Origin of the sequence: Lelliottia nimipressuralis (genome assembly GCF_004402045.1) — a bacterium.
GTDB classification, from domain to species: domain Bacteria; phylum Pseudomonadota; class Gammaproteobacteria; order Enterobacterales; family Enterobacteriaceae; genus Enterobacter; species Enterobacter chinensis.
This window is the reverse complement of sequence record NZ_SOMG01000021.1, coordinates 74,795-91,668: the sequence shown is the minus strand read 5'-3', so window position 1 is coordinate 91,668 and position 16,874 is coordinate 74,795. Positions and strand designations below refer to the sequence as shown.

Below are 16,874 nucleotides of genomic sequence, written 5' to 3'. Positions count from 1 at the left end.
GCAGCAGTGTACCAAAAAACAAAGCCCCGCATAAGCGGGGCCAGGTTCACAGCGCTGCGGCTTAATCGCGGCTGGCGAAGCCCAGGATGCTCAACAGGCTGACGAAGATGTTGTACAGCGACACATACAGGCTCACGGTGGCGCGGATATAGTTTGTCTCACCGCCGCGAATGATGTTGCTGGTTTCGAACAGGATCGCGCCTGAAGAAATCAGAATAAACACGGCGCTGATCGCCAGATGCAGGGCCGGCAGCTGCAGGAAGATGTTTGCCACCATACCCACCAGCACCACCACGACACCCGCCATCAGCATACCGCCGAGGAAGGACATGTCCTTACGCGTGGTCAGCACGTAGGCCGAGCAGCAGAAGAACACCAGCGCGGTACCGCCCAGCGCCATACCGATAAGGTCGCCCATTCCGGCAGACAGATACGCGTTCAGCATTGGCCCCAGGATGTAGCCCAGGAAGCCGGTGAAGGCGAACGCGGACAGAATACCGACCGGTTTGTCAGCGGTTTTGTAGGTCAGGAACATCAGACCATACATGCCCACCAGCGTCAGGATCAGCCCCGGCGACGGCAGCATCAGCACGGTGCTGGCGGTTGCGGTGATCGCTGAAAACGCCAGCGTCAGGCTGAGCATGAAATAGGTATTGCGCAGTACCTTGTGGGTACTGAGTAGCGATGTGCGGTCGCGTGAAGAAGTAATTATACGATCCATGAGTCACTCTCTTATGACAGATGTAATTAGCGGAAAGAATAGGAAACGGCACGCCAGTCTCAAAGTGGTTTTACCCATCTTTACTCAGCACGTTAGCGCTGGAGGTGGTTGTTTCTTCTGCAGAAGCGCGTTTCACTAGTATGAACAGCGGTTTGCGACAATTTACCAGATCAAGCTCTTATAGGTTACTGAAAAATATTGCGTTATTACCATTCGAGCGCTAAGAGTTATTTCCGGATCGTCATAAAACAGACAATAAGGCGAAGGAAATGAAACCACAAGCACGCACTCACTTTACGCTCTCTTTACTAACCGCAGGGATCCTGTGCGCCAGCACGGCAACCTGGGCGGCTAACGTGCCGGCAGGAACCGCGCTGGCCGATAAACAGGAGCTGGTCAGGAATAATGGCAGTGAACCGGCTTCGCTCGACCCTCACAAAGTCGAAAGCGATGTCGAATTCAATATTATCAGTGATTTATTCGAAGGGCTGGTGAGCGTTTCACCGGCAGGAGAAGTCCAGCCCCGACTGGCGGAAAAATGGGAGAACAAGGACAACACCGTCTGGACGTTCCATTTGCGTCCGGGCATCACCTGGAGTGACGGCACGGCGATTACCGCAGAGGATGTGGTCTGGAGCTGGCAGCGTCTGATCGACCCGAAAACCGCTTCGCCGTATGCCAGCTATCCAGGCAACATGCACATCGCCAACGCGGCTGATATCGCCCAGGGAAAAAAAGCGCCCGATACGCTGGGTGTAAAAGCGGTTAACGACACCACGCTGGAAGTGACGCTCACGCAGCCAAACGCGGCTTTCCTCGCGATGCTGGCGCACCCGTCGCTGGTGCCGGTAGATAAAGTGCTGATTGGTCGTTTCGGCGAGAAGTGGACCAAACCGGAACATTTTGTCAGCAGTGGGGCGTACAAGCTGTCGCATTGGGTGGTCAATGAACGCATCGTGGCGGAGCGCAACCCGCGTTACTGGGATAACGCGCACACCGTGATTAACAAGGTCACCTACCTGCCCATCACGTCCGAGGCCTCGGATGTGAACCGCTACAAAGCGGGCGAAATTGATATTGTGTACACGGTGCCGATTAACCAGTTTGCCCAGCTCAAGAAAACCCTGGGCAGCCAGCTGGATGTCTCCCCGCAGCTTGCGACCTATTACTACGAATTCAATACCACCCGACCGCCGTTCAACGACGCACGCGTGCGTAAGGCGCTGAACATGGCGCTGGATAAAGACATCATTGCCGGGAAAGTATTAGGACAGGGGCAGCGCCCGGCGTGGCTCATCAGCCAGCCGGATATCGGCGGCGTTAAGCTACAGAACCCGGATTACGCCAGCTGGCCGCTGGACAAGCGTATCGCTGAGGCGAAAAAGCTGCTTAAAGAGGCCGGGTATGACGCCAGCCATCCTCTGAGCTTCAACCTGCTCTATAACACCTCTGAATCGCACCAGCGTATCGCGATCGCGACCAGCTCCATGTGGAAGAAAAACCTTGGCGTGGATGCAAAACTGCAAAATCAGGAGTGGAAAACCATGCTGGATACCATGCATACCCACAATTTTGACGCGGTGCGCTACGCCTGGATTGCCGATTACGACGATGCGGCGACCTTCCTGAATAACTTCCGCACGGGCGACAGCGAAAACACCAGCCAGTACAGCAATCCAGAATACGATGGGGCGCTGGTGAATGCTGCGAAAGCAAAAACAGCGGAAGAGCGGGGTAAGTTCTACCAGCAGGCGGAAGATCTCCTGGGACGCGATGTGCCGGCCATTCCGGTTTATCACTACGTCCGCACGCACCTGGTGAAACCGTGGGTGGGCGGATTTACGCCGGATAAGCTGGGGTACTATTTCACGAAGGACATGTACATCAAAAAACACTAAGCCGGTGCTGATAAAATCGTCGATGTGTCGTCAGTTCAACCGATTAAACACGTTTTGACTATTTTTACAGCGAACGAGTGCAGCCACTCTTTACAGCACGCGGTGAGGTGTTTATAGTTCGCCTCACTTAGGAAGCGTGGCCGAGCGGTTGAAGGCACCGGTCTTGAAAACCGGCGACCCGAAAGGGTTCTAGAGTTCGAATCTCTACGCTTCCGCCAAACATAAACCCCAGGTTACTCGTTAACCTGGGGTTTTTCTTTTGGATTGAACGATCCGATTCACACTTTTAAACCCCCGCTATTCCCCTGTAAAAACCAGGCGTTATCATTCAGCCCGTAAATATCTTTTCATCTCTCACCGAGGCTTTGATGCTGGAGAATGTTTTCATCAGATAATCAGTTTCCCGCCCTTTTCAGGACGGACTGGTTATCGCTGCGCTTAAACCTTACGCACGCACCTGCGGGTGTGGGCTCGTTTTTACGCATGATGATTACACAGGTTTTCCAGTATGAATTTATCCCGTCAGGAACAACGTACCTTACACGTTCTCGCCAAAGGTGGACGTATTGTGCACGTCCGCGACAGTTCTGGCCGCGTCACGTCCGTTGAGTGCTACACCCGAGAAGGGCTGGTGCTGAGCGACTGCACGCTTAACGTCTTCAAAAAACTCCGCACCAAAAAGCTGATCCGATCCGTGAATGGGCAGCCTTACCGCATCAACACCACCGGGCTGAACAACGTTCGCGCCCAGTTGGATAATCGCTAAGCGGAATAAACAACGCCACCCTCGGGTGGCGTTGAACGTGACGTCTAAGAGCGGATAAAGGCCAGAATGTCCGCGTTGATGGTATCCGCATGGGTGGTATGCATCCCGTGCGGGAAGCCCGGATAAATTTTCAGTACGCTGTTCGCCAGCAGCTTGTCCTGCAGAAGGGCGGCGTTTTTATACGGCACGACCTGATCGTCGTCGCCCTGCAACACCAGAACGGGAACCGTGATGGTTTTCAAATCTTCCGTCTGGTCGGTTTCTGAAAACGCCTTAATCCCCTCATAGTGAGCTTTGGCGCTCCCGATCATCCCCTGACGCCACCAGTTCTGGATCGTACCCTGCGAAATGTCGGCTCCGTCCCGATTAAAACCGTAGAAAGGACCGCTGGCGACGTCGAGGTAAAACTGGGCGCGGTTAGCCGCCAGCGCTTTGCGGAAGCCGTCGAAAACCTCGATAGGCGTTCCGCCGGGGTTAGCATCCGTTTTTACCATCAAAGGCGGTACGGCACTGACGAGCACCGCTTTGGCGACGCGCCCCTGCGGTTGGCCGTACTGCGCAACATAGCGGGCGACCTGGCCGCCGCCGGTGGAGTGACCGATGTGCACGGCATTACGTAAGTCCAGGCTTTCAACCACGGCCGACGCATCGGACGCATAATGATCCATATCGTGGCCTTCACTCACCTGGTCTGAACGTCCATGACCACGGCGATCGATAGCGATAACACGATAACCTTCCGCAAGGAAGAAGAGCATCTGGTTATCCCAGTCATCGGCACTCAACGGCCAGCCATGGTGGAAAACAATGGGTTGAGCCTCTTTTGGACCCCAGTCTTTGTAGTAAATATTGACGCCATCTTTCGTTGTTACGAATGCCATACAGCAGACTCCTCTGTTAAAGGCAAAGCGATCGCCAGCTGAACGCACAGCAAATCATAATGCCTTAATTAAGTTGGCTTTTTTCTGTTTCCCGTACCGACAGTACCCCTAAAGTGTAGGAGAAACAGGAAAAGCAGTCGGTTTCATTTCGGTTAAAGGCATTCATATTGTGTTCAGGCTGAAGGGGAGACGGGATGACGGGCTCTGGAGCATGCCTCCAGAGCCTTACGGTTTAGCGGTTTTCTTCAATATAGCGGGCCAGGTCCGCCGGGGTTTTCAGCACCGTTGCCACGTCTGTTGGCGGGATCATACAGCCATAAACGTCCTGCACTTCCAGAACCATATCGACTGCCAGGATGGAGTCGAGAATGTCGGATTCAATCAGTTCATCGTGAAAGCCCACCTTACGGGATAACACTTTTTCGAACAGGGCGAGAATTTCTTGTTCCATAATTTTTCCTGGGGTCATTAATTTGTGCGGGCGTAAGCGTCCAGCAGCTTGCGGTCAATTTTGCCGTTAGGATTCAGCGGCAAAGCGTCTTTTACGATAATTTGTGAAGGCACCATATAGTGTGGAACCACCTTCGACAGCGAGGTTTTGATCGTATCCGGTGCCATATCCGTCACGCAGAACGCGGCAATGCGCAGCACGCTGCCGCAGGATTTCATCAGCGGCAGAACCACCGCTTCATTGATGCCGGATATGGCCAGCAGGCGGTTTTCAATCTCATTGATTTCAATACGGTAGCCATTAAGTTTGACCTGGCTATCGTTGCGGCCCTGGCAATAGATGAGCCCCGCTTCATAACCCAGATCGCCGGTCCGGTAGCCGCGAAACGCTTCATTTTCCCGATGGAGTAATTTTGCTGCGTTCTCCTGGGGCAGGCCAAGGTAGCCGCGCATGACGTTTTTACCCCAGATAATCAGCTCGCCCTCGGCGGAAATTTCCATTTTGCTCTCAGGCATCATGACCCCCACTGGCAGCACGGCGCTGTCGCCGTTGAGGATCTCATCCGTTATCTCAACCACGGTTGTCGCGATGGTCGCTTCCGTTGGGCCATAGGAGTTAATGATTTTGGCCTGCGGGAAACGGCGGCGTAGCTGTTTAACCAGCGCTTTATTGAGTACTTCACCAATGAAGATAAAGACATTGAGCGCAGGTAAATACTCGCTGTTGAACTGCGGGGAAAGCAGCTGCTGGTAAGCAAAAGAGGGGGTAGAAACCCAGGCGGAGACCGCGTTGATTTTCAGTCTATCCAGCCAGTTCGCTTTCTGGATATCGTCTTTGGCGTTCAGCACGATGTGTCCACCCATCGCCAGATTCGCCAGCAAAGGGATCAGGGAGAGGTCAAAACTGAACACCGCGTGGTTCATCAGCACCGGTTTTTCCGGCAGAGAAAAGTCCTGGCTGACCCATTTCATGAAGTGCCATACGCTCTCACGCCCAATCTGCACGCCTTTAGGTTTGCCAGTGCTGCCTGAGGTAAACATGATATAAGCGAGATCCTGCTCCTCCAGCACCTTGCCTGCCTCACCGGTGGCGATGAACTGCCTGGTGTCGACGTCGTAATAATAAGGGGCACTGGCCAGATGGCAGATCTCCCGCAGGCGCTCCTGTGGGTAAATGCAGTCGACCGGGATGTACGGAATGTTGTGCAGCAGACAGCTATAAATCGCCACGGCGAACTCGGCCTGCTGATGACCATACAACACAACGGGGGTGCCCTCGGTGGGCTGGCAGCGACGATAGCGCTGCGCCCACTCCGTCACGGCAGAGGAAAGCTGTAGCCAGCTTAAGGCTTCGTCGCTACCGCTGATGGCCAGTTGCTGCGGACAGGCGGGGTCGCATAATGCCGCACGTAAGAAATCCTGCAGTTCCTGAAGATCGGAGTGATTTTTCATAGAGGTGACATTCCACTAAAGATGTAAAGGGATCCCGCAGCGCTTCCCAGCGTCAGAATTCGCCCTAAAAACGCAACAGCCGGATACTGCAATCCCCGGTGTAACGCCGGGCTGCGTTTGGCTGACCACAGCAGCATGTTATGTGCGACAGAAATCGCGCCGAACAGCGCGCCGCTGATGACATAATGGCGTTCCAGGCCATTCCATGCGCCCATGCAGAACAGGGTGCAAAAAATACCGATATTTTGCGCCAGCGTTTTGTTCTGGCGGAAAAAATTGAACTTCATCAGGTTCATATAAACGGGCATAAAGACCACATCGCGCAGCCATTCAGACAGGCTGATGTGGAAGCGTCGCCAGAAATCCTGCGGATTCTTAGCCAGAAGCGGCATATTGAAGTTTGCCGGAATGTTCAGCCCAAATAAGCGGCCTGCGCCGATGGCCATATTGCTGTAACCCGCAAAATCAAAGTAGAGGTAGGCGCTATAGGCGATCGACATCACCACGCCCACGGTCAGCGTAAACGGTTTATGGCTCCACGGCTGCACAACGAACGTGTCGACAAGCATGGCAAACAGGAACTTCTGGATAATGCCGGTAATAATTTGCTCTAACGCCACTAAAAACTGCTCGCGGTTAAGGGCAAATACGGGCTTGCTGACGTCGCTCATCCATGTCCGCCAGCGGTACATTGGGCCGGCCAGGATAATAAAGGGCATAAACAGATAACAGAAATAGTGCAGGAAATTATGATCTTCTTTTTTACTGCGATAGAGCAATACATCGACCGCACGAAACGTCATAAAAGAGAGGCCGATCATTCCCCAGTGGTTATTTAAATGCAGCTTCACTAAAAATAAGGGCAGCAGCGTTAAAATGATCGCCTGCCAGGTTTTTAACCAGCCTTTCTCTTTTAAAGTTGCGAGCACATAAAAGCTGACAAATACGGCCGCCGGTACAATATAATCACCCTGAAATATATAGCCCCAGCCGACGGCCGTCAGTACCGACAGCGCCGATAACCCGGTCAGGCGATGGCGTAATACGCGATTGACCAGCGCAAACACCAGGGCGGATGAAAACAAATAGACAAAAAACATTCCTGAGCTGTACATCATTCGGCCTCAGAACTTTTGATATTCAAAATGCAGCTGCATACTCATGCTGTCATCGACAGAGGTCCACGCGACGATGGTGATCGCCAGCAGGAGATAAAGGAAAAAAAGACGGATCGCAATTTTCATTATTTAAAACTCTGTGCAATAAAGCGAATCATAGGAACCCAGGCCAGTTCGGAAGGGTGTAAACGATCCCAGTTCCAGCCATTCTGATAAGGCATTGCGTACATATCTAAATAAGGGATCTGGTTGTCTTCCAGAATGGTTTTAATTTGCTTATCCACCGGGCGGAAAGTATCGGTATTGTAAAGCGCCCACGGGTTAACCGGGTCGACGATAGCAATGACCTGCACGTGACGGTCTTTCAGCAGCTGGACGGTTTTCCTGAACGCGGCGATTTGCGCAGGCACTACCGGCGTGTCATCCCACTGTTGCGGCTTACCGTCCTCTTCGTAAATCGTTTTGTCCATCCACAGGGTGGCCGCGCTCTGCTGGCGTTTTTTATTTAACTCGCGCGCATTCGCCAGCTCTTTATCCCAGTCAGGGACAATGTGGGTGGTTGGCTGTTGCGGCCAGGGTTGGACCGTCTGAGGCGTGACGTGAAGCAGCGCCAGCCAGTCGTTTTTGATCATGGTGCAGACGTTCGCAAACTGGAAACTCAGCTCGTCCCACATCAGATCGGGGTGCCAGCCAAAGACACGCATTTGGCCAAAGGTTAAATGGCTTATCTCTTTAGCATCAATATGCTTCAAGTAATTAACCAGTATCGGGCGCGCCTGCGGATCCTTCATCAGAGGATTAAAAATGGAGCCAGGGAAATTATCTGCATAGATAGCCGGTGGCAGACCTTTTGAGTAAAAGCTGTCAGGTGCCAGAAGCAAAACAACTTTACTGTTTGCGTTAAGGCTATTTTTAAAACGTGAGAACAGTAAAAATTGCGTTTCGTCATCGACAAACGCATCGCCATACGCCACGACGGGTTTGTGCAATTGCTTATTAAAGTAATTATATACAGCGTAATGTTCATCTTCTGAGGTGGCAACCTCAGACGCGCCAATGAAGAAAATAGCATTCCCGTCCAGAGCATGAGAAATGGTGGCAATTTTTTCCGCTTGTTCTTTCGGCGTGCCCGCCATTGATTTAATCAGCGGCTGGAAAGTGAGGGGCGGATCGAAGCTCGTCACCAGCGGGTGAACACACAGGAACAAAATGGCCAGGGTCGCCATCAGGATATGTAAGCAAAGCGTATTTTTGATTTTCATCATCAACCAGTAACACTGCATGGCAGTAATTTCTAAAATCTGTAGGCACTCAGATTTATAACAATTACACAACAAATGGCCGTCTATTTTTGTGGCATTCTATACCAGAGCGATTTAAAAGGATGAGCGTTGCTGTGTTACGGTATGTACAAGGGCGCAGAGAGGGATGTGAGGTAAGCGTGCGGGTGACTTTTTGCGCAGTCAAACGGCTGTGGGTAAAAATAGAAAAATTCCTGCTTTACAAGGCGCTAATAGATGTTTATAGTGCGCCTCACTTTGGAAGCGTGGCCGAGCGGTTGAAGGCACCGGTCTTGAAAACCGGCGACCCGAAAGGGTTCTAGAGTTCGAATCTCTACGCTTCCGCCAAATTCGAAACCCAGGTCGTTATGCGACCTGGGTTTTTTGTTTTGAGCCGGTTTCAGCATGTGTGCTGAAGAGACGCTGGAGCGGCGTTCTGGCATCCGTCCCGCTGGCGCGCCTGTTATCAAAAGGACACGCAAAGTCCTGCTCTATTTTTAGCACAACGTTTTTTATATTTTCTAACGTCCAGCACTATGCTATTCCTGTTTTTAATGGCCATACGGTTTTTCGTATAATAAGATGCTGTCTCCACTACGTAAGACACAAAAGAGAACAGGTTCTTAATAATCTTTCATGTTTTATTTCATTTTCTGCAAATAGTTTGGCCTGACGCGCAAAACTGATTAAATCATGGTGTGGATCACTGCCGACAGAGTTTAACTAAAATATAATGGCGGTATCGTTCTGAAGCAGGGTTTATTCGCTTCAAAAAATTAGTGTTACCCACCATGAATGGAAGACATGATGAGAGGAAAAATCCCAAAGAGCGAGTTGCTGGTGACGTTCGAAGTTGTAGCGCGTCACGAAAGCTATACCCGCGCGGCAGAAGAGCTGGCGTTAACGCAGAGTGCAGTGTTCAGACAGGTGACGGCCCTGGAAGAATTTTTACACACCTCATTATTCAATCATGCCAAAAAGCGGATTTTTCTGAATGCAGCAGGAAAGCATTATCTAAATATCGTCAAAGAGACGCTTAATAAGCTGGAACGCGATACGAATATGATAATGACCTGGCAACCTGCCGTTCAGGTTGTGGAGCTGGCGGTAAATCCCACCTTCAGCACACATTGGCTGATCCCCAATTTATGGGAGTTTAATAAATTAAATCCTGATATTATTGTCAATATTCACTCGTTGGCTAATATCGGTGATTTTTTAAATCGTGAATACGATGCGGCTATTATGCGCGCAGATTTTTGTCCTCCGTGGTCGGAAGTCGATTATTTATTTGAAGAGGAGATCCTGCCGGTCTGCAGCCGAAGCTTGCTCCCCAGTGCGGAGCAGAAACTAGGGGTTGAGGAGCTGCTAAGGGAGTTTCCGCTGTTACACCAAAGCACTCGCATCAATGGCTGGCAGGAGTGGTTTGCGCTGTCCGGTATCACCAGTCCGGACGTGAATCTTGGCCCGCGTTTTGACCTCCTCTCGATGCTGATTGCCGCAGTACGATCGAATCTTGGTGTCGCGCTGCTTCCCCGCTTCGCTATCCAGCATGACCTGGACTGCGGCGAGATGGTTATCCCCTGTGATGTTCCTATCCGCACCGGCAACCGTTTTATCATGACGTGGCGGGAGGAAAAGGCTCAGTCCCTGCCGTTACAGACTTTCCGCGAATGGTTATTACAAAAATCAGTCGTATCTCCGGTGGAGTAATAATACCGGATGGCGGCTGTGCAGCATGCCATCCGGTACAGACACGCTTACCAGTCAATGCCCTCCTGCGCCTGAATACCGCTGTCAAAAGCGTGTTTTACCGGGCGCATTTCGCTGACCGTATCGGCAAGTGCCAGTAACTGCGAGTGACAGCCGCGTCCGGTGACGATCACAGTCTGCTGCACCGGACGGTTCTCAACCGCCGCGATCACCTCCTGAGTATCCAGATAGTGATAAGCCAGCATATAGGTGAGCTCATCCAGAACCACCAGGTCGTAACTCGGATCGGCCAGCATGCGTTTGCTCTCTTGCCACACCGCCGTTGCGGCCTGAATATCCGTCTCCCGGTTTTGTGTTTCCCAGGTAAAGCCAGTGCCCATAATGTGAAACTCGACGCCGAGCGGATGCAGGGTGTTGTATTCGCCATTATCCCACTGGCCTTTAATAAACTGCGCGACGCCCACGGTTTTACCGTGTCCGACGGCACGCGTTGCCGTGCCGAAGGCGGCGGTGGACTTTCCTTTTCCGTTGCCGGTGAAGACGATCAGAATGCCTTTCTTCTCTGTTGCCGCCGCCACGCGGAGATCAACCTGCTCTTTGCGCTTTTGCTGTCGTTGGCGGTGTTTGTCTGCGTTAGCTCGCGCTTCCATAAAGGCTCCTTAATGTCCGGTAGGGCAGGATGCGCAGCGATGCTGCTGCTCAAACTGGCTGAAGAAATTATTCCCTTTGTCATCCACCAGCACAAAGGCGGGCAGATTTTCGACCTCCATCATCCATACCGCTTCCATGCCCAGTTCGGGATACTCGAGGCAGCGCAGGCTTTTCACATACTGCTGCGCCAGCAGTGCCGCCGCACCGCCGATACTGCCGAGGTTGAAGCCGCCGTGCTTATGGCAGGCATCGGTGACCTGCTGGCTACGGTTACCTTTGGAAAGCATGATCAGGCTCCCACCCGCGGCCTGGAAAGTATCGACGTAGCCGTCCATCCGCCCACCGGTAGTCGGACCGAGGGAACCGCAGGCCTGATTCTCCGGAGTTTTCGCCGGACCGGCGTAATAGACGATATGGTTTTTCATGTACTCCGGCATCGGTTCGCCGTTATCCAGCCGCGCTTTGATTTTTGCGTGGGCGATATCGCGGGCGACCACGATCGGGCCGCTTAGCGACAGCCGGGTGCCTATCGGCAGGGCGGACATATCGCGCAGGATCTCGCGCAGCGGGCGGTTCAGGTTGATCTGTACGGCTCGGGCGTCGTTTTCATCACGGCTTGCCTCCGGGATATATTTCCCTGGGTTATGTTCCAGTTTCTCCAGCCAGATACCGTGCTTATTGATTTTCGCTTTGATATTGCGGTCGGCGGAGCAGGAGAGCGCCATGGCGACAGGGCAGGAACCGCCGTGGCGCGGCAGACGGATGACGCGAATATCGTGCGCGAAGTACTTGCCGCCAAACTGGGCGCCGATGCCGAATTCGCGGCTGGCGTTGAGCAGCGTGGTTTCCAGCGCCGTATCGCGGAACGCCTGGCCCAGCTCGTTCCCGCTGGTGGGCAGGTTGTCATAATATTTTGTTGAGGCCAGCTTCGCCACCTTCAGCGCCTGGTCTGCAGAGAGGCCGCCGACCACAAAGGCAATGTGATACGGTGGGCAGGCCGCGGTACCGAGCGACTTCATCTTCTCAATCAGGAACGCGGTGAGCTTCTCCGGCTGCAGAATGGATTTCGTTTCCTGGAACAGCGCGGCTTTGTTAGCCGAGCCGCCGCCTTTATTGACAAACAGGAAGCGATATTCGCTCCCCGGCGTGGCGCTGATGTCTATCTGTGCCGGCAGGTTGGTTTGGGTGTTGACCTCGGTATACATGTCCAGCGGTGCGTTTTGCGAGTAGCGCAGGTTACACTCGTTAAACGTGGCGTAAATCCCTTTGCTCAGCGCTTCGGCGTCATCCCCACCTGTCCAGACGTGCTGGCCTTTGCTCGCCACAACGGTGGCCGTGCCGGTGTCCTGACAGTTTGGCAGGACGCCTTTTGCCGATACTTCGGCGTTGCGCAGCAGCTGGAGGGCGACATACTTATCGTTACTGCTGGCCTGCGGGTCGTGCAGGATGCTGGCTATCTGCTTTAAATGTCCTGCGCGCAGGAAAAATGAGGCTTCATAAAAAGCCTGCTGGGCCAGCAGGGTCAATGCCTCAGGCGCCACCTTAATGACCTCCTCGCCCTCTAACTCCGTCACCGTAACGTGTTGCGTGCTGAGGAGTTCATATTCCGTCGTATCTTGACTCTGAACAAACAGTTCCTGCCAGACAAATGGTTTAGACATAATACTTCTCACTTTGTGGTTGTTTTTGCCGGGCATTGGCGCAGCTGCCGCGCCCGGCTTACAAAATCACAGTCGGTTGGGATCAATGTGCTAAAAAGAGATTGGCCTGCGTTGCCTCGGCGACATACGCAATTGTTTGCTGGGCGCGGACGCTATTCCCGGCGGCATCCAGCGGTGGCGAATAGACCGCGATGGCGTATTGTCCAGGCACGATGGCAACCATGCCGCCGCCGACGCCGCTCTTCGCTGGGATCCCAACGGTGTAAAGCCATTTGCCGCTGCCGTCGTACAGACCGGCAATTGCCATTTCCGCCAGAACCTGCGGCACGTAGCGTTCATTCAGCAGTTGCTTACCGTTGAAAGGCGATTTGCCCTTGTTCGCCAGCACCGCGCCCATTTTGGCGAGCTGCTCAACGGTGATGTCTACGGAACACTGGCGGGTATAGATCTCGACGGCTTCCTGGGTATCGCCATAAAAGCTGTTGTAGGATGCCATCAGCATCGCCAGGGCCTGGTTATGCTGATTGGTCTCCATTTCTGATTTGAACACCGGTTCGTTGACGGTCAGCGAGGCATCGGCCCACGCGTTCAGGTTATTGAGAATTTTGTTCCAGCGGTCAGTCTTATCTTTCGCCTCAACCAGGCTCACCGTACTCATCGCGCCCGCATTAACCAGCGGGTTTTCCGGCGCACCTTTGGTCAGTTCAACCGCTAAGCCGGAGTTGAAGGGCAGACCGGTCGCGCTGGCGCCAAGTTTATCCAGCACATCCTGCGGACCGCGCTGCTCCATCGCCAGCGCCAGGGTGAAAACTTTGCTCAGCGACTCCATTGGAAACGCTTTTTTCACATCGCCAACCTGATAAATGTTGCCGTCAACCGTGGCGAGGGTGATGGCGAAATTGTCGGGGCTATAGCTTGCCAGGGCAGGGATGTAGTCGGCGACTTTCCCCTCGTGATTACCTTTAAATTTTTGGTGAGCCTGCTCAAGCAGCTGAGCGTAGTCCGGCGCGGGTTGCGCCAGCGTGGTGGCGCTAAACACCAGGCTGACGGATAAGAGGCTGACGCCGAAAATGTTCATCTTCATGGGGCTATCCTGTACATGGGAAGGCGAAAGGCCAACGAGGGTTGGCCTTTGTGATCAATACATGGCGATTTCAGTTTCTGAAGCGGTGCTTTCTTTGGCCGGAACCTTGCCGCGGCAGCCGGCGCCGAAGTGCTCGCCTTCCCAGCGACCGACGATAGCGGCACCCATCGCGTTACTCATCACGTTGGTGGCGGAACGGCCCATGTCGAGGAACGGATCGACGCCCATCAGCAGAATCAGGCCCGCTTCCGGAATATTGAACTGGTTGAGCGTGGCGGCAATAACCACCATCGATGCACGCGGCACGCCCGCCATTCCTTTCGAGGTCAGCATCAGGATCAGCAGCATGGTGATCTGCTCGCCAATGCTCAGTTCGATGTTGCACGCCTGGGCGATAAACACGGTAGCAAACGAACAGTAGGCCATTGAGCCGACCAGATTAAAGGAGTAGCCGATGGGCAGCACAAAGCTGGCAATCCTGGAGGAGACGCCGAATTTTTCCAGTTTGTTCAGCGTGCCCGGGAAAGCCGCTTCTGAACTTGAGGTCGTAAAGGCCAGCAGCGCAGGTTCGAGGATAGCTTTAGTCAGACGACTGATGCACGGACCGACAATCATCGTGGAGAGGCCAATCAGAATCGCCCACAGCAGGCCGAGCGTCATGTAGAACTCGCCCATGAAAATACCTGCGCTGACCATCACCCCCAGACCGCGTTCGGCAATCAGTCCGGAAATCGCGGCAAATACGGTCAGCGGTGCAAACAGCATGACGTAGCCCGTCAGCTTCAGCATCACATGCACCAGAGAGTCGAGCACCTTAATGATGGGCTCGGCTTTCTCGCCAATGGCCGCCAGGCTGCACCCGAGGAAAATCGAGAACACCACGATTTGCAGAATCTCGTTGCGGGCCATGGCATCAACGATGCTGGTCGGTACCGCGTGAGAGATAAACACTTTCAGCGTGAACGGCTCGGACTGAACGGCCGCAACGGCCCCGGCGTCATGGGGAACAAAGTTAATGCCTGTGCCAGGCTGGAAGATGTTGACGATAACCAGTCCCAGCGCGATCGACAGCAGCGAGGCACAAATAAAGAGGAAAAAGGTTTTGGAGAATATACGGCCGAGCGTTTTAGCATCACCCATTTTGGCTATGCCGACCACCAGGGTTGAAATGACCAGTGGGGCGATAATCATTTTCACCATGCGTAAGAATATGGTGGTGAAAATAGAAATATCCTGTGAGTACGATTTTGCTGTATCTGCTGATGCCATATTATTAATGACCACCCCGGCTATCATGCCGAGTATCAAACCTAATATGATCATTTTCGTTAAGCTTATTTTTTTCATGTTTACTCCATCGGATAAAGGTTGGTTAATGTGTAGGGTAGCGTGCGCCTGAGTCCTGACGAACCGCTCAGACGCACGTTTGTTGTGACCAACCGCATGAATTATCTGGAATACAGTGATACAGCAAATATCTATATCCCAATGGACGTTGTTGTATTTGTAGTGTTACAGATCGAACTCGAGACTTAATAATGGTGCATGTTGCTGGGCGCCATAAACATCATTGTCACCGACGTTGCCGGAGATAATATCGCGAGGCATGACGATTTTGACCGCATTCGCCGGGTCGAACCAGATAATACGATGTATAAAGTCAGGCTTAACGTTATATAAACGGGCAATAAGCTGCGGCGTTAATTGCTCCGAGGCTTTGACCCGCTGATAGTCTTCATGCGTTTTAAATAAAATATCCAGAACCAGTTCATACGGCCCGGCGTTTTTAGAACGAATGACCTGCGCCAGTGAGCAAATACCGTGTTTCATAACCGAACTCCTTCTGGCGTGACCTGCTCGATGTGGAAATCAAAACGCAGCGCGTCGCTCGCTTCGATCAGGTGATAGATTGAGAACTCATACACCGGACCGCTCTGAATGTCGGAAGGGGAGAACGGGAACGCGAGGTTGCCCGCCGTTGCGATCCGGTTTTCATAGCCGTAGTGCAGTAGGGTAGAGCGCACCAGCGAACAGACGCTGTTGGCGATATCCTGCGTGGGTGCGACTACATCCAGCAAAATACCCAGCTCGTGCCCGGCAGACTGCATCGGCTCATGGTTGCCCATCACGCCATTTTTACCGTACAGGTGGAACGTCATGCGGATGCTGTCGTCATTCAGCGAGAGATTGCGCTTCACGCTGACCTGGACTTCTTCGAGGATGTTATCGATCCCGGCAATCATGATCGGGTCGCGTGTACCGGCAATGGTCAGGCAGCGGAAGCCGACCCGGCGGGCGCCTTCCAGCTTCAGCGCATACGGCGTTTCTTCGTGGCGGGAACCGCTGACGTACACTTCGCCCTCGTTTACCGCTTTGAAGCTGCACCCTTTCAGGTTCAGAACGCCGCCCGGCCCCGGCAGGAAGTACGGGTCGGATTTCTCATACAGGGTGTGCGCCGCGGCCGACGTCTCGGTGAATTTACGCTTCGGATTAAACGTTTTCAGCGTAAAGCCATTATCGTCAATGATGCCCATTGCGCAGTCGGAGCCGGAGCCTGGCGTAGCGGCAATCGCCGCGCACTCAAGGATCTTACCGCAGTGCAGCGCCAGACCCTCATCGAAGCCCTGCATGATGGGCAGCGCGGCAAAGCAGGCCGGATCGTACGCCCGTCCGCCCAGTACCACCTGCGCCCCGGCCGCCAGCGCCCGCTGGAAAGGCTCGATACCCATCTGCGCGACAATATAGGTGCTCTCTTCGATGGCCTCGTGGGTCAGCGCCGGGACGAAATCCAGGGCTGTGATTTTCCCGTTATCCAGCGCCTGATGCACGGTGGCTTTATCGACATCCGACGGGATCAGCGCCATAGAGAATGACAGCTTCTCTTCCTGCGCAATCTCAAGGATTATCTGGCGGCACCACTCCAGATGCGGCGCGGCACCGGACCCACCGGCGGTACCGATCACCACCGGAATGTTGTGCTTAACGCCAGCCACGATCATATAGCGCAGATCGCGTTTTACCCCCGCCCGGTCGGTGAAAGGCTTACCTGCCCCCAGATAGTGGGGGCCCGGGTCGGAAGAGCCTGCGTCAACCGCAATAAGATCCGGCGACGCTTCCATGGCCTTACGAAAACTCTCTTCCGGGAAGCCATAACCCAGGATAGCCGTTGGCGATAAGATCTTAAATGTACGTGCCATCT

Annotated in this window: 15 protein-coding genes and 2 tRNA genes; 5 read left to right on the top strand and 12 right to left on the bottom strand. The window is 53.4% G+C overall.

Annotation, left to right across the window (positions count from 1 at the left end; translation table 11 throughout):
- Window positions 1–61: 61 nt before the first annotated feature.
- Complete coding sequence (gene yccA, locus E3U32_RS13490; RefSeq protein ID WP_023335168.1) at window positions 62–721, bottom strand: FtsH protease modulator YccA; 660 nt, start codon at window positions 719–721, stop codon at window positions 62–64.
- A 269-nt stretch (window positions 722–990) separates the two neighbouring features.
- On the opposite strand from yccA, the gene E3U32_RS13485 reads away from it, so the two are divergent.
- From E3U32_RS13485 to E3U32_RS13475, 3 genes are all read left to right on the top strand, one after another.
- Window positions 991–2,619 (top strand): ABC transporter substrate-binding protein, encoded by a 1,629-nt coding sequence (locus tag E3U32_RS13485; protein WP_134349187.1) that lies wholly within the window; start codon window positions 991–993, stop codon window positions 2,617–2,619.
- Window positions 2,620–2,749: 130 nt separating this feature from the next.
- Window positions 2,750–2,837 (top strand) — tRNA-Ser (locus tag E3U32_RS13480).
- A 290-nt stretch (window positions 2,838–3,127) separates the two neighbouring features.
- On the top strand, window positions 3,128–3,385 hold the full coding sequence (locus E3U32_RS13475) for a YjhX family toxin (RefSeq protein WP_032674491.1): 258 nt from the start codon (window positions 3,128–3,130) through the stop codon (window positions 3,383–3,385).
- A 44-nt stretch (window positions 3,386–3,429) separates the two neighbouring features.
- On the opposite strand, the gene E3U32_RS13470 is transcribed toward E3U32_RS13475, so the two are convergent.
- The 5 genes from E3U32_RS13470 to E3U32_RS13450 all read right to left on the bottom strand — a co-directional run bounded on the left by E3U32_RS13470 (window position 3,430) and on the right by E3U32_RS13450 (window position 8,548).
- Window positions 3,430–4,266 carry an alpha/beta fold hydrolase gene (locus E3U32_RS13470; RefSeq protein ID WP_134349186.1) on the bottom strand — a complete coding sequence of 279 codons (837 nt, stop codon included), beginning with the start codon at window positions 4,264–4,266 and terminating at the stop codon, window positions 3,430–3,432.
- 232 nt (window positions 4,267–4,498) lie between these two features.
- Window positions 4,499–4,717: an acyl carrier protein gene (locus E3U32_RS13465; protein WP_008499867.1), complete on the bottom strand. Its 219-nt coding sequence runs from the start codon at window positions 4,715–4,717 to the stop codon at window positions 4,499–4,501.
- A gap of 17 nt (window positions 4,718–4,734) precedes the next feature.
- Window positions 4,735–6,168 (bottom strand): AMP-binding protein, encoded by a 1,434-nt coding sequence (locus tag E3U32_RS13460; RefSeq protein WP_134349185.1) that lies wholly within the window; start codon window positions 6,166–6,168, stop codon window positions 4,735–4,737.
- Window positions 6,165–7,283 carry an MBOAT family O-acyltransferase gene (locus tag E3U32_RS13455; RefSeq protein ID WP_134349393.1) on the bottom strand — a complete coding sequence of 373 codons (1,119 nt, stop codon included), beginning with the start codon at window positions 7,281–7,283 and terminating at the stop codon, window positions 6,165–6,167. The genes E3U32_RS13460 and E3U32_RS13455 overlap by 4 nt, the downstream gene beginning before the upstream one ends.
- A gap of 128 nt (window positions 7,284–7,411) precedes the next feature.
- Window positions 7,412–8,548 (bottom strand): D-alanyl-lipoteichoic acid biosynthesis protein DltD, encoded by a 1,137-nt coding sequence (locus tag E3U32_RS13450; RefSeq protein ID WP_134349392.1) that lies wholly within the window; start codon window positions 8,546–8,548, stop codon window positions 7,412–7,414.
- Window positions 8,549–8,826: 278 nt separating this feature from the next.
- On the opposite strand from E3U32_RS13450, the gene E3U32_RS13445 reads away from it, so the two are divergent.
- Both E3U32_RS13445 and E3U32_RS13440 read left to right on the top strand, forming a co-directional pair.
- Window positions 8,827–8,914, top strand: a tRNA-Ser gene (locus tag E3U32_RS13445).
- Between the two features lie 459 nt (window positions 8,915–9,373).
- Window positions 9,374–10,279 carry a LysR substrate-binding domain-containing protein gene (locus tag E3U32_RS13440; protein WP_134349391.1) on the top strand — a complete coding sequence of 302 codons (906 nt, stop codon included), beginning with the start codon at window positions 9,374–9,376 and terminating at the stop codon, window positions 10,277–10,279.
- Window positions 10,280–10,326: 47 nt separating this feature from the next.
- Here E3U32_RS13440 and cobO read toward each other — a convergent pair whose 3' ends face one another.
- The 6 genes from cobO to E3U32_RS13410 all read right to left on the bottom strand — a co-directional run bounded on the left by cobO (window position 10,327) and on the right by E3U32_RS13410 (window position 16,872).
- Entirely contained in the window at window positions 10,327–10,929 is a 603-nt protein-coding gene (gene cobO, locus E3U32_RS13435; protein WP_134349184.1) for a cob(I)yrinic acid a,c-diamide adenosyltransferase, read from the bottom strand.
- A gap of 9 nt (window positions 10,930–10,938) precedes the next feature.
- The gene (locus E3U32_RS13430) at window positions 10,939–12,591 is read right to left on the bottom strand and encodes a class I fumarate hydratase (RefSeq protein ID WP_134349183.1); all 1,653 of its coding nucleotides are present in this window, start codon (window positions 12,589–12,591) and stop codon (window positions 10,939–10,941) included.
- A gap of 82 nt (window positions 12,592–12,673) precedes the next feature.
- Window positions 12,674–13,675 (bottom strand): glutaminase A, encoded by a 1,002-nt coding sequence (glsA, locus tag E3U32_RS13425; RefSeq protein ID WP_134349182.1) that lies wholly within the window; start codon window positions 13,673–13,675, stop codon window positions 12,674–12,676.
- A 54-nt stretch (window positions 13,676–13,729) separates the two neighbouring features.
- Window positions 13,730–15,022 carry a dicarboxylate/amino acid:cation symporter gene (locus tag E3U32_RS13420; protein ID WP_134349181.1) on the bottom strand — a complete coding sequence of 431 codons (1,293 nt, stop codon included), beginning with the start codon at window positions 15,020–15,022 and terminating at the stop codon, window positions 13,730–13,732.
- 165 nt (window positions 15,023–15,187) lie between these two features.
- A complete protein-coding gene (locus tag E3U32_RS13415) occupies window positions 15,188–15,505 on the bottom strand; it encodes a DUF4387 domain-containing protein (RefSeq protein WP_134349180.1) in 318 nt (105 codons plus the stop codon).
- Complete coding sequence (locus tag E3U32_RS13410; protein WP_134349179.1) at window positions 15,502–16,872, bottom strand: acyclic terpene utilization AtuA family protein; 1,371 nt, start codon at window positions 16,870–16,872, stop codon at window positions 15,502–15,504. The genes E3U32_RS13415 and E3U32_RS13410 overlap by 4 nt, the downstream gene beginning before the upstream one ends.
- Window positions 16,873–16,874 lie beyond the last annotated feature (2 nt).

Bases quoted from the DNA above. Each gene is read 5' to 3' on its own strand.
- E3U32_RS13450 (WP_134349392.1), bottom strand. From the start codon at position 8,548: ATGAAAATCAAAAATACGCTTTGCTTACATATCCTGATGGCGACCCTG.
- E3U32_RS13455 (WP_134349393.1), bottom strand. From the start codon at position 7,283: ATGTACAGCTCAGGAATGTTTTTTGTCTATTTGTTTTCATCCGCCCTG.
- E3U32_RS13410 (WP_134349179.1), bottom strand. From the start codon at position 16,872: ATGGCACGTACATTTAAGATCTTATCGCCAACGGCTATCCTGGGTTAT.
- E3U32_RS13465 (WP_008499867.1), bottom strand. From the start codon at position 4,717: ATGGAACAAGAAATTCTCGCCCTGTTCGAAAAAGTGTTATCCCGTAAG.
- E3U32_RS13470 (WP_134349186.1), bottom strand. From the start codon at position 4,266: ATGGCATTCGTAACAACGAAAGATGGCGTCAATATTTACTACAAAGAC.
- E3U32_RS13440 (WP_134349391.1), top strand. From the start codon at position 9,374: ATGAGAGGAAAAATCCCAAAGAGCGAGTTGCTGGTGACGTTCGAAGTT.
- yccA (WP_023335168.1), bottom strand. From the start codon at position 721: ATGGATCGTATAATTACTTCTTCACGCGACCGCACATCGCTACTCAGT.
- E3U32_RS13460 (WP_134349185.1), bottom strand. From the start codon at position 6,168: ATGAAAAATCACTCCGATCTTCAGGAACTGCAGGATTTCTTACGTGCG.
- E3U32_RS13415 (WP_134349180.1), bottom strand. From the start codon at position 15,505: ATGAAACACGGTATTTGCTCACTGGCGCAGGTCATTCGTTCTAAAAAC.
- E3U32_RS13430 (WP_134349183.1), bottom strand. From the start codon at position 12,591: ATGTCTAAACCATTTGTCTGGCAGGAACTGTTTGTTCAGAGTCAAGAT.
- E3U32_RS13420 (WP_134349181.1), bottom strand. From the start codon at position 15,022: ATGAAAAAAATAAGCTTAACGAAAATGATCATATTAGGTTTGATACTC.
- cobO (WP_134349184.1), bottom strand. From the start codon at position 10,929: ATGGAAGCGCGAGCTAACGCAGACAAACACCGCCAACGACAGCAAAAG.
- glsA (WP_134349182.1), bottom strand. From the start codon at position 13,675: ATGAAGATGAACATTTTCGGCGTCAGCCTCTTATCCGTCAGCCTGGTG.
- E3U32_RS13475 (WP_032674491.1), top strand. From the start codon at position 3,128: ATGAATTTATCCCGTCAGGAACAACGTACCTTACACGTTCTCGCCAAA.
- E3U32_RS13485 (WP_134349187.1), top strand. From the start codon at position 991: ATGAAACCACAAGCACGCACTCACTTTACGCTCTCTTTACTAACCGCA.